Source organism: Paenibacillus sp. JJ-100 (genome assembly GCF_948329825.1).
Lineage (GTDB): Bacteria > Bacillota > Bacilli > Paenibacillales > Paenibacillaceae > Paenibacillus.
In genome coordinates, this window is record NZ_CAOJCM010000018.1 from 1 (window position 1) to 12023 (window position 12023).

Sequence of the window (12023 nt, forward strand, 5' to 3'; positions counted from 1 at the left end):
CTTGGTCGCCAAGAGGAATTTTCTGAGAAGTGAATCAGGCGACACATCCAACCGGCTAAGTCTGACGACCCGGTGCATTGCACCTTAAGCCACTTGAACGTCAGAAATGCAGCAACGTTATCAGAGATTGGGGCAAGAATATAAAAAAAATTAAAAGAAAAGGTGGAGCCATGAAACCCTTTTATCACTTTGATACAGATGAAACACGACAAAGTTTACTCTCACGTGCAAGGAATGTTGCATTATGGGCAATCAAACAGTATGAAATTGAATGGAATTGTATTCGTTTTATTCAATTGTCAGATACCATTACATACAAAATAGAAACCGTAACGAAGGAAAGTTATTTGCTTCGTATTCATTCCGAAAGAGTAAACAAAGAAGAAATCTTGTCTGAACTTGTTTTCCTGAATGAATTAGGGAAATTAAATGATCTCAAAGTGCCACAAGGGATAAGAAGTCGTAGTGGATCTTATATTTTGGAGTGTGAAACGGATGAGGGGTATCGGAAACCATATGTCTCATTAATGAAGTGGGTTGAGGGAGAACATTGGAGTGGCGAGTTTACTGATAATCATGTAAACAGCATGGGTGTAATGATGGGCAAACTTCATGAAGCGTCCGCAAGTTTTGAAATTCCATCCGATTTTGTTCGGCCTCATTGGGGGAGTGATAGCTTTAGAAAAGAAGTGTCCAAACTAGAACGTTATTACCCACGATTTCTATCGGACGAGTCATGGAAGCTATATCAAGAAGCTATAGATAAGATCATTCGTCAATTTGATAGTATGAAGCGAGACACCCGAAACTACGGACTTATTCATGCGGACTTGCATTCCGGAAACGTAGTGTTTAACAACGGAATTCCAAATCCAATTGATTTTGGAAGATGCGGTTACGGATACTATCTTTACGATATGTCAGCTTCGTTGTTAGAACTATATCCTAGACATCGATGGTTACTTATTCAAGGATATGAGAGCGTAATCAAACTAAATAAGGATTACGTACGTGATCTGGAATGCTTTTTCATTATGTTTATGATTGGGAATTATTGTCATCACTCCTCTGATCCTAGAGAAATTCCAAGTTTAATCAATGAACAAAAATATGCTCTAGCTTATATTAAAGCATATATAAATGATAGACCATTTTTATTCGAAGTGATCGAACCCGTAGACTTCGAAAGCAATCTCGAGGAAGGCCTCAACACCTGATAACATAGCATTCACGCATCGATCAGGCTACGCCTGTCTCTCGGTCCGCAAGAGGAATTTCGGAGAAGCAGATTCAGCTGACAACCCTGTACTACCTAACCGCGTAGCGGCCGGGGCTTAAGCCCCTTAAGGTAGTGAGGGTTCGTGAATACAGAATCGTTTTATGAAATATCTGCAGATTTATTTTTAAGAATTGAGGTGACATTCCTGTCTACTGATAATTTAAAAGAATCAAAAATGATCAAATTCAGAGAAACAACAATTGAAGATGTTGATTTTGTTTTTGTTCTTGAACAGCATTCTGATAGTAGGGATTTCATTATTCCATGGACCACGGAACAACATCTTGATGCAATTAGAAGTCGTGATCAATTACACATCATAGTTGAAAGTAGCAACAATCAAGCAGTGGGTTATATAATACTTTCTGGATTAACTAATCGAAACAGTTGTATTGAATTGGTCAGGATAAATATTGCTATTAAAGGAAAAGGATTTGGGAAGGAATCAATTAAATTAATTCAAGATTATGTTTTTAATGATTTGAACGCACATCGTCTTTGGTTGGATGTAAAAGAACATAATACTAGAGCAAAGCATGTATATGAATTAGCTGGATTTAAAGTTGAAGGTATTTTAAGAGAATGCATAAAGAAAGAAGAATCATATGAATCACTGATTATAATGGGGCAATTAAAGCATGAATATAGATAATATTTGTTACTCAGAGGAGGCAGAGACATCCCACTAACATCATATCCACGCAGCGGTCCTGACGGCCCTTGGTCCGTGAGAAGCGGTCGGCAAAGAAGCAGATTCAGCGGGCACATCCGCACCGACTAACCGCATCGCGGCCGGCTGCTGTCGCAGCCTTAAGGGAGTTGGACGTCGTGAATACAGGAACGTTATGTGAAATTAGGGTAATTATTAAGGGGGAGCGCATTGAAGAATATAGCAAAAGATGTGAAGTACCTCGAATATAGGAAACAGGTATTAGTTTCTTTAGAAAACAAATATAAAACCGATAGAGATGAAATTTACTTTTCGCCCGATAATGAATATAAGTTGACCATTGAGCATTATGTTCCTAAAGAAAATCAAGGCTGGGAATATACAAGAGGAATCCTAACACATTGTAGTACAGGAAATGAACTTGTTTTGATACGTAATATAGGATCTTTTCTGTTCAAATGGGTGGTTAAAGAAAAAGGAAGTTATTTACTATGTGGCCAAGATTATCAAGGATACTCAATAGTAAATCTAAGAGATATGAAGGTCATTGATTTTGTACCGGAAGAGTTTTTCGAGGGTATGGGATTTTGTTGGGCAGAAATAAATTATACGAATGAGATGGATGTATTGGTTGTAGGAGGTTGTTATTGGGCGGATGAATATGAAATTATTTTTTATGACTTTTCCAATCCGCTCCAATTACCATATAAAGAAATAAAGAGAATAAAACCATATGAGAAGATTATAGGCTGGAAAGATAAAAGCATTTTTGAGTATGAAGATGAAGAAGGAATTAAACAAACAGTCAAGATACTTTGAATGTAATTTCAACGAAGGTCCTGACATCACATAACACTATATTCACGTTTCGGGGCATTCGCCCCTCGGTCCGGATTGGAGTTGAATAAGATTCGACTGAAGCGTCTTCAGATACAGGGAAGCAGAATCAGCCGGACACATCCGACTTCCTAACCGCATCGCGGCCGCCCTCCAGGCTTAAGGGAGTTGGACGTCGTGAATACAAGAACGTTATCTGAAAGTACAGGAATTAAGATTACATGGAGGTAAGTATGAATTTTGCATGTCCTTGTTGCGGGTATAAAACATTATCAGAAAAACCACCTGGTACCTATGACATTTGTGAAATCTGTTTTTGGGAAGATGATGGGATTCAGTTCAATGATCCAGATTATTCTGGCGGGGCTAATAAGGTCTCATTACGAGAAGCACAATTGAATTTTAAAAAGATTGGCGCATGTGAAGAACGATGTACACAATTTGTCAGAAAGCCGAATGAATCTGATGAATATGAAGGCCCTAGTGATATTTCAAAGATTCAGAGGATGCCAATAAATGAATTAATCAATATATTTATAGCTACAGGAGCCCAAATGGTAACTGTATTAGATCTATATAAGGGATTAATAAAAGTCACAGAATCAAATTTTAGATTTAATTCCGCTCAATTAGAAGACTATATAAGTCGAGAAGAATCTTGGGAATATACCATGTTAATAAACCGAGATAACCCTAACATAAGTTTTGAAGATGAAAGATTTTATAAATTATCCAATCAAGAAATTGAAAATAGGATACAAGAAATAAGAGATAATTTTATAAAGGCAGTTAAAGAGAGGCATAAAACATAAGTTGAGTTTATTCAAAGAGGCCTGTACCTTCACATAACATTATATTCACTCATTCACGCATCGGAGCCTGGCGGCTCCTCGATCCACGAGAAGTGATCGGCAAGGAAGGAAATTCAGCGGATACATCCGCACCGATTGACTGCGCAAGCGCAGCCAGCACCTGCGGTAGGACGTCGTGAATACAGAAACGTTAAGAATAATGCTAGCACAAGTTGTATGGAGGGACAAAATGCCTGAAAGACCGTATAAACCAATATGCAAAGACCTCATTAAGCATGAAAAAAGTGCCATTCTTGTACAAAAAATATGACGTCTCTCAAAGTATATAATAATAATTTCCAACATTATCTAACAAAGTGTTCGCTATGCGTTGCTCACGCTCATTGATTCTCTCGAAGGTGAAAGTGCAAGGATCCTTAACATGATAATCTTATTCTGTAAGCCCTTTTTTTTCTGTCCAACTAATTGTAGTCGATTCAGCTTAACGGATTTTTTTACAATTGGTCTTGATGTTCTTGTTTTGAACGATTTTATAATTCAGAAAATTGAAATATTGGAGGCGTATAGAATGAGTAACTCGATGGTCACGTTGAAACCTATTACAAAAGAAAATGAACAAGAATGTATCGCTTTAAGACCAAGAAGAGACCAAGAAGATTTGGTAGCCTCCAATTCGGACTCGATTGCTCACGCGATAAAAGAACCAACATCCAGGCCATTTGGTATTTTTGCTGAGGATAAAATGGTAGGTTTTCTACTATTCGACAATGAGATATATAAGGATGGATACTATTGGATACTGCGTTTTATGGTGGATCAGAGGTTTCAAAAGAAAGGGTACGGTTCTCTAGCAATTAAAGAGGTCATTAAAATTTTGACATCTAAACCTGATTGTACACAGATCAGAGTGAATCATGTTCCACATAATGTTGAAGCGAATCGTCTATATAAGAGTCTCGGTTTTCAAGAGACTGGTGAAATAGAAGATGGTGAAATTGTGCTAAGTTATCACGTAACAAGATAAATTGGATTAATTTGCTTGCTTTCATAGGCTTCCTGAGAGAATCAGACCATCAATTACATGATGAAACATTTTGGATTATAAAAAAGTTGATGATCCTAGCAGAGGCTATAATAAAGCCCGTGTAGCGAGCATTTCGTCTTTAAACGGCGCTTGTCGGACACCTGACATGCGTCGGATGCGTGAATACAAGTGCATTAACTGATAATGTTGAAACAAATTAGAGGATAATACATCAATAAAATAAAACGGGTGAGCGTACAATATTCTTATCAAGATGATCTTGAGTGGAGTGATTCAATGAAAGGTAAAGGTACGGTTGTTATCATTGCTGCTGCTTTTCTTGTTATTGGCATTATTGGAGGTGCGTTTATTGCCAAGTTGTCCAAGGACAAGGAGACAGCAGTTTCAACATCACCAGTTAACGGAAGCTCAGTATCAATAGCAACTACGGAGAGTGGGAATCTTTCAAGCAGTAAATACTATTCTGGAGAAATAGTAGATATTGCTAAAGCGAAATTAGCACTTTCAGTAGTAACAGTCACCGATCGTTTTATGGACGCGGACGGTCATAGCTATGAAATTTTCAATCAACTGGATGATGTAGAAAGCAGCATTGTTATTCATCTAAACAAACAATACTCTACTCTGAAATATTCTGTTTTTAATAAAGCGATTATAACGGGCAGTGGTTCGGAAGGGTCAAGTATGATATATGAGTCCACGAAAGACGGAGAGCCGATTGGCGATCCAATCCTATCAGCAGAAGTGCCAGTAGAGGAAACTTACCCTAGAGAACTTACAGTAGATGTGACAGGTTTAGATTATGTAGTGATCGTCGACCAGAAGCAAAATTTACATTCATATAACTTCCTTGCGATTGCCAAGTAATGTTGAAGTCGTTCAGGAAATCAATAATGTCAGCCAACACCTATTCGTAAAACACTACAGAGTGTATGTCCTTAGTTGCCAGAAGTAAATAGGAAGTAGCTCAAGCAAAACACGCCCCGACCTAGATCAGAACGATCTAAGGCTGGGGCGTGTTTTTTAGAAATTGTTTTATGATTTATATAACATCTTGGAATGGGTTGAGTAGAAAGGAGGACGACAACGAATCAGAGAGTCTATATATAATGAAAATACCGATATTGAGTGCTATGATGGAGTTATGATTGCTCAGATACCATTTATTTAAGCGGGTGAACATATGCAACAAGTGGATTTAACGAAAACCCTTGAAGAACTCGAAGACGCGAGGTGGAGGGAACCAAACTTTACTTCTCAATTAGTTCTGAAAATACATGAACTAAGAAAGAAAGCGCTTGGTGAATGGAGTGAGGAAGATCTAAGGCTTGTGATACTTCAACAAATGAGCCTTGATATTCTTTTGCCTATAGCACTGGAGAGATTAATAGAGAATCCATTAGCATCCGGAGATTTATATATCGGAGATTTATTTTGTTCAGTGCTTAAAGTAGATAAAGAATATTGGGAAGATCATAAAGAACTAAAGAACGAATTAAACGAAGTGATCAGAGTATATGAAGAAGCTAGAGAGACAATCGAGGAACAGATAAGCAAATATAGAGGATTGCCTAACATATCAGACATGAATGGAGAATGAACATGACAATCAATCAAAAGGTTAATCAAGAGGAAAGAGCTTATAGAGCCTGGGACGTATTGATCGAACATGCAACTAGTCATAACAGAATTACATATAAGTCACTGGGAGAAGAACTGGGTGTCCATCATCGAGTGTGCAGATATTTTTTGGAGCACATACAAAATTACTGCTTAGAACATAAACTTCCTCCGCTAACGATCATTGTGAACAACCAGGAGGGTACGGTAGGCGATGGGTTTATTGCTTGGGATACCGACAATATGAATGAAGGAATTGATCGAGTATTTAATTTCAATTGGAAAAACTATACGAATCCTTTTACCTATGCACAGGATGGAAATTCAGAAGACCAGCTTGCAGCGGCGATTTTGACTAGAAATGCCCCACTGAAAGAACTTTATTCACAGATCAAGGTAAGAGGAATTGCGCAGTCCATTTTCCGTAAAGCATTATTAGAAGCATATAACAAGAGATGTGCTTTTTGTGGTTTCCGACATGAGGTAGCACTAGAAGCGGCACATATCATCCCATGGTCACGATGTAATGATGAAGAAAAGTTAAGCGTGAATAACGGTCTGTTGTTATGTAGTAATCACCATAAATTATTTGACAATGACATCATACGAGTAGATGAAAATTACACCATATGCACAGATGTTGATTTCAAATCCAAAGTGATTGGCAGAAAAATTAGATTACCCGAAAATAATGCGTATTACCCATTAAAACAGAACTTCGAAAGAAGAAGGATGATGTAAATGAGCGAAATAAACTCTCAGAATTGCAACCTGAATATATGGTATGATCTCCCTGATGAGGTGTGGGATAAAGTTCCTAAGATATATGAGAATATGCCAGGATGGATCGGTTATAAAAATGGAACTCCATATTGGTTTGGGTATGAAGAGGATGATATTTTTGTTGTGGCATCCGTTGAGCCTAGTGGATTATCTTTTTATGCGCAGATGGATGATAGCGATTGGATTACTTGGATCGAACAATTTAAAAGGGAAGCCTCTAAAGTATTAGGTTTTGATGTTGGTGAACCCGAAGATGGATATATGTGATTGTGGGAGGAACGAATATGCTATTTCCAAAGAAGGGACTTAAGAAAGAGTGGAGTAGACTCGTTACTAATTATGAAAGAAAGTATCCCGGATTTACTGCAAATTTTAATGAAGGCGTTTCGAAAAAAGAATGGGACAGATATGCATCTCAATTCGGGTTTGATTTACCTGAGAATATGAAGGAGCTCTACTCATTATGTAATGGAGATAACGATACATTTATAGCAGGGTCGATCTTGGGAATGAAGTTTTTGTCTATTGAACAAGTTTATTCGGAATGGAAAATACAAAATGAAGTGATTTCATCACTTTCAACTACAGATCTCCAGAAACTAAATGAACAATGTACTTCAATAGAGCCTGGGAAAATTAAATGTCAATGTTTTAATACGTTGTGGATACCCATTGCAGACGATAGTGGCGGAAATTACATCGGAATTGATTTAGATCCAGATGATCATGGTACAGTCGGGCAGATCATTAACTTTGGAACAGATGAAAATGAAAAGATAGTAATAGCCAATAGTCTTCATGAATTCATTGCTCTTATTGCAGATATTATAGAGAGTGATGAATGTGTCATGGAGGAATTCGAAGATCAACAGGTGTTTGTCTTTGATGGTCACTGGCATGCTATTGATTATTTAAAAGCAAGAAATACCTAATCCATCACGAGTATGACTCTAGTAGATTCGAAACTTCGATCACGCCGTATAGCAGGAGGTATGGATATGAAAAAGACAATAATGATTCTTATGATATCTTCCCTAATGGGACTTACAGGGTGCATAGAGACTGAGGATATAAAAGACAATGCATTAAGCAAAGAAACGCAATCCGTTATGGATGAAGGCAGTGATGAAGGCAGTAAGTCAACGGCAACTCTCGAGAAGAAAACAAAGGATGAACTAGACCAACTTGCAAATCAAGAGTTTTTTATTCAAGGAGAACATCTTAGTAACGCAGATGACGAAACGGTCATAGAGTTCGGGAAAGCATTCATAAACTTATATAACGGTGCAGTGGCAGACCAGGAGCGGGTTTCCTTTGAAAAATATATTTCGAACAAGAACCTTCAAGAATTCACAGATAAAATGTTGGAGCTAACCCAAAGACAGGATGCACAAGGTGGCAATGCAATTCATTACGGGTTAGAAAATAAGTTTGAACAAGCTACATTACGACATATAAAAGATAACGTTATCTATCTTGAATTGCCGTTTCAACATGAAAGTTCAAGAATGGGAAGTGAAATGCTGATCACTGCCGAAAATAATGCTTTGAAGATTGTGGACCTGTACTTTGGAAGTAAGGACGGGGTGGATACATATGCCACGGGGCATCCTGCCGAAAGAGAGATGAACGACCCTGATTTATGGAAGAACGAAGAATGGGTAAAGCGAGTTTTTGAAAAATTAGATGAATTTAGTGGAATGCTTGACGCTTGATATCACCATTATCTGACGGACTTATTAAGAATACATGCTCCGAGTTCATTCATGTAACCATCTGGATGTAAGAGCCGTTTTCTGGTTTGGTTAGTGGGATACCCATTAGGTCGATTGGGGGATTATGAAGCATGAAATATAGGATGTGGGTTAGAAGTGGCACTATTCTAATGTTGATCGTGGGTTCGATTCTTCTCGGATTATCACAAGTTCAGGCACCTGCTCCCGAAGGTGTGGACGCACCGTCAGATGCTTTCTCTGCTGAGCGGGCCATGACTAAGGTGGAACGGATTGCACAGGAACCCCACCCTATTATGACGGATGAACATGATCAGGTACGTGATTACCTCATTGCTGAGCTTGAGAATCTTGGATTAACGCCCGAGGTGCAATCGGGTATGGTTAACTCCAAATATTATTCTACTAAAGGAAATGTCGAGAATATCATGGCACGCATTCCGGGAGCGGACAATAGCAAAGCCGTAATGATTGCCGCCCACTACGATTCGGTTATCACCAGTCCAGGTGCAGCTGACGATGCTTCAGGCATAGCCGCCATGCTGGAAACGGTACGCGCGATACGTGAATCCGGTCCACTTCAGAATGATCTAATCCTGCTCATGACAGATGGTGAGGAAATGGGATTGCTGGGCGCGCAGGAATTCGTTCAAAAGCACCCATGGGCGAAGGATGTCGGGGTTGTGCTTAACTTTGAAGCCCGAGGTAATCAGGGACCTTCCTTTATGTTTGAGACAAGCGATGGTAATGGGTGGTTAATTAAAGAATTTATCAATGCTACTCCTTACCCATTGGCTAACTCACTTCTTTCCGATGCTTACAAGTTGCTCCCCAACGATACGGACTTTACGATTTTTCGAGACGGTGGAATGGCAGGTTTGAATTTTGCCTTCGGTATGGGGCTTGATGCGTACCACACGGTGCTCGACACTCCAGAAAACCTGGATCGGGGCAGTCTTCAACACCATGGGGAATATATGCTGAGCTTGACTCGGCACTTCGGTAACCTGAACTTAACCAATATTGTGGAAGAAGATTATATCTATTTCAATGCTATCCGCAACTGGATGGTCCATTATCCACAATCGTGGGCTATCGGGCTCGCGATTATCGGGATTTTGGCTTATATCATAACAGTATGGCACGGTATACGTCGCAATCAATTAGGTGTGAAAGGTATGATCGGCGGGTTTCTAGTATCGTTGCTTAGCATCGCAGTAGTGGGGATAATCATTTCTCTTGTATGGTGGGGTGTCCAATCCGTCGTTTCACAGAAGCAATACGAATATATCGTGATGGATTCGTCGGTAAGCCTTCTGTATCTGACCGGGTTATTCTTGGTCATGGCACTGGTCATCTATTTCCTAAATCGATGGGTACTGCGCCGGGTTCAGGCCTTTAATCTATGGGCAGGTATGTTGTTCTTGTGGCTGCTGTTCGCAATGATAACTTCAGTCGTTTTGCCTGGAGGAAGCTATTTGTTCGTATGGCCGCTGCTGTTCAGTATCATTGGATTTAACCTGTCCTTTTATCTGAACGGAGGCCATTGGAGATGGGTTGCTACACTGTTTGCAGTACCGGCTATTTTGCTGTTTGCGCCCATCTGTTACATCCTTCTTATGATGTTGACCTTGAATGCAGCGAATGTGTTATTTGTACTCATCACATGTGCATTCACGATCATTTTCCCGTTGTTGTCATCCGATCGGCGGATGAGCAGCAGCGCTCGTGTTAAGAACGCGTATGATTATGAAACGCCTAGTGCAAAACTATAAGCTCTCTCTGTCCTTTAGGTGCAACACCGCACCTTACTTGGCTTGCCATTGCACAAAGCTGCGCTCCGTATTATCTTTTACAAGAACATATATGTTCCGAAAGCATCGGAAGGTCGTCTGATTCCCTATGGGATGAAGAAGGGCCTTCCTTTTTTGTTGTTAGTGAAGTTGTGCGTCTGTGTTGCAGTGACTCTCATAGTGAGACAGTGAAAGGGTAAAAAGTATCGGAGGACGCTTCTTTCAAGTCTCGCTAGCAAATAGTACAAAAATACATTGCTGAAGTCGTTGGTTGTTCCAGGTTAATCTTCTGATGGACATCTTACTGAGCGGAGCGTGCACAAGGTGTTTGAAGAAGCTAGACAATGCGCAGGAATTATGAAAAAGGTTAGTGTTCATGCGCTGAGACACTCCTTCGCCACTCATTTGCTGGAAAACGGGACAGATCTACGATACATTCAGGAGCTACTCGGTCATACGAGTGCACGAACAACTCAGCGATATACGCATGTTAGTACGAAAAATATCCAGCGTATTCAAAGCCCGCTGGATCGGATGGATTTGGGAGATTAAGTACTAGGCTACTCCTCCCTTTTTCACCGAGTTTTTCTTCGCAAATGTCACAATATGGGTTATCATATACGTAGTTCAGCTAATGGACAGGGTGTGTGGTATTCACGAAGTACATAAATTAGATGTTAAGTGAAATTACTAAAGAGGAGTGAATTCTTGATCCTAGATTATTTAAAAAAGTATGCGCAGAAGGCATACAGAGAAATTCATTTGATCACGACTTCTCCACATTTCTTATTTTCTAATGATCCCGAGCTTATTCAAAATGAAGTTAATCATAACTACGTATACATACATGGGTTCAACAAATTGATCAAGAATAATCGAATACCATCGGAGAAATTGATTGAAGCTTTTTCATATCTTGAGGAAGAGATCGTAGGATATCTCCAAAAACATTATAAAGATAAGGAATTTATATTTTATTTGAATGCAGATGCCTTAGTACCGGCATTTACAATGATACTGGTTTCTTATTACGGAGATAAGGATTTGAAAGAAAGCAGTTCCTTGCCTGAACTGATTGATTGGTATAAAGAAAATGCTTGTTTTAATGGAGTAGGAATCATAGAGGATCAGACTGATGAAGAACAGATCGAATCGGAATCAGAAGATATTTCACCGAGCGTAGCCAAGAGATATATAAGGCTGATCAATACCTAGTTAGAATTTCGAAGAGGCTAGTAACTCCACTTAACATAATATTCACGCTGCGGGCATACGCCCTTGGTCTGGCATTCGCCAGACACCCGACATACATCGGGTCGTGAATACGGGAATGTTAGGCGAAATCCTCAAACCATTAAGAATAAGTGATGAAGCATTAACAGACCTTCTTAATTTTTAACGGCAAACCTATTTTCAGGAGGAGATTATTGATGAGAAAAAGATTTTCTACT

At 39.3% G+C, this 12023-nt stretch carries 13 protein-coding genes and 1 pseudogene; all 14 read left to right on the forward strand.

All coding sequences use genetic code 11. The features are described 5' to 3' along the window. Positions 1 to 77 precede the first annotated feature (77 nt). The 14 genes and pseudogenes from PQG66_RS25140 to PQG66_RS25205 all read left to right on the forward strand — a co-directional run bounded on the left by PQG66_RS25140 (position 78) and on the right by PQG66_RS25205 (position 11787). Positions 78 to 1217, forward strand: coding sequence for a phosphotransferase enzyme family protein (locus tag PQG66_RS25140; protein ID WP_272040589.1), 1140 nt, complete (start codon positions 78 to 80; stop codon positions 1215 to 1217). Between the two features lie 144 nt (positions 1218 to 1361). Further along, complete coding sequence (locus PQG66_RS25145) at positions 1362 to 1931, forward strand: GNAT family N-acetyltransferase (protein WP_272040590.1); 570 nt, start codon at positions 1362 to 1364, stop codon at positions 1929 to 1931. A 228-nt stretch (positions 1932 to 2159) separates the two neighbouring features. Further along, a complete protein-coding gene (locus tag PQG66_RS25150) occupies positions 2160 to 2768 on the forward strand; it encodes a hypothetical protein (protein ID WP_272040591.1) in 609 nt (202 codons plus the stop codon). Between the two features lie 251 nt (positions 2769 to 3019). After that, positions 3020 to 3253 (forward strand): annotated as a pseudogene (locus tag PQG66_RS25155) (CPCC family cysteine-rich protein); the annotation flags it as partial. Positions 3254 to 4166: 913 nt separating this feature from the next. Next, positions 4167 to 4622, forward strand: a complete 456-nt coding sequence (locus PQG66_RS25160; protein WP_272040592.1) for a GNAT family N-acetyltransferase — start codon at positions 4167 to 4169, stop codon at positions 4620 to 4622. Positions 4623 to 4871: 249 nt separating this feature from the next. After that, entirely contained in the window at positions 4872 to 5510 is a 639-nt protein-coding gene (locus tag PQG66_RS25165) for a hypothetical protein (RefSeq protein WP_272040593.1), read from the forward strand. A 316-nt stretch (positions 5511 to 5826) separates the two neighbouring features. After that, the gene (locus PQG66_RS25170; RefSeq protein WP_272040594.1) at positions 5827 to 6243 is read left to right on the forward strand and encodes a contact-dependent growth inhibition system immunity protein; all 417 of its coding nucleotides are present in this window, start codon (positions 5827 to 5829) and stop codon (positions 6241 to 6243) included. Positions 6244 to 6245: 2 nt separating this feature from the next. Beyond that, positions 6246 to 7004, forward strand: a complete 759-nt coding sequence (locus tag PQG66_RS25175; protein WP_272040595.1) for an HNH endonuclease — start codon at positions 6246 to 6248, stop codon at positions 7002 to 7004. Further along, positions 7005 to 7313, forward strand: a complete 309-nt coding sequence (locus PQG66_RS25180) for a hypothetical protein (RefSeq protein ID WP_272040596.1) — start codon at positions 7005 to 7007, stop codon at positions 7311 to 7313. Between the two features lie 17 nt (positions 7314 to 7330). Further along, positions 7331 to 7978, forward strand: coding sequence for an SMI1/KNR4 family protein (locus PQG66_RS25185; RefSeq protein ID WP_272040597.1), 648 nt, complete (start codon positions 7331 to 7333; stop codon positions 7976 to 7978). Between the two features lie 66 nt (positions 7979 to 8044). Then, on the forward strand, positions 8045 to 8761 hold the full coding sequence (locus tag PQG66_RS25190; RefSeq protein ID WP_272040599.1) for a hypothetical protein: 717 nt from the start codon (positions 8045 to 8047) through the stop codon (positions 8759 to 8761). A gap of 131 nt (positions 8762 to 8892) precedes the next feature. Beyond that, positions 8893 to 10554 carry a M20/M25/M40 family metallo-hydrolase gene (locus PQG66_RS25195; RefSeq protein ID WP_272040600.1) on the forward strand — a complete coding sequence of 554 codons (1662 nt, stop codon included), beginning with the start codon at positions 8893 to 8895 and terminating at the stop codon, positions 10552 to 10554. 375 nt (positions 10555 to 10929) lie between these two features. Further along, positions 10930 to 11124, forward strand: a complete 195-nt coding sequence (locus tag PQG66_RS25200; RefSeq protein ID WP_272040603.1) for a tyrosine-type recombinase/integrase — start codon at positions 10930 to 10932, stop codon at positions 11122 to 11124. 156 nt (positions 11125 to 11280) lie between these two features. Continuing rightward, complete coding sequence (locus PQG66_RS25205; protein WP_272040605.1) at positions 11281 to 11787, forward strand: hypothetical protein; 507 nt, start codon at positions 11281 to 11283, stop codon at positions 11785 to 11787. Positions 11788 to 12023 lie beyond the last annotated feature (236 nt).

Excerpts from the sequence above, each read along its gene's own strand:
- PQG66_RS25160 (WP_272040592.1), top strand. The coding sequence starts at position 4,167 with ATGAGTAACTCGATGGTCACGTTGAAACCTATTACAAAAGAAAATGAA.
- PQG66_RS25170 (WP_272040594.1), top strand. The coding sequence starts at position 5,827 with ATGCAACAAGTGGATTTAACGAAAACCCTTGAAGAACTCGAAGACGCG.
- PQG66_RS25175 (WP_272040595.1), top strand. The coding sequence starts at position 6,246 with ATGACAATCAATCAAAAGGTTAATCAAGAGGAAAGAGCTTATAGAGCC.
- PQG66_RS25180 (WP_272040596.1), top strand. The coding sequence starts at position 7,005 with ATGAGCGAAATAAACTCTCAGAATTGCAACCTGAATATATGGTATGAT.
- PQG66_RS25185 (WP_272040597.1), top strand. The coding sequence starts at position 7,331 with ATGCTATTTCCAAAGAAGGGACTTAAGAAAGAGTGGAGTAGACTCGTT.
- PQG66_RS25190 (WP_272040599.1), top strand. The coding sequence starts at position 8,045 with ATGAAAAAGACAATAATGATTCTTATGATATCTTCCCTAATGGGACTT.
- PQG66_RS25195 (WP_272040600.1), top strand. The coding sequence starts at position 8,893 with ATGAAATATAGGATGTGGGTTAGAAGTGGCACTATTCTAATGTTGATC.
- PQG66_RS25200 (WP_272040603.1), top strand. The coding sequence starts at position 10,930 with ATGAAAAAGGTTAGTGTTCATGCGCTGAGACACTCCTTCGCCACTCAT.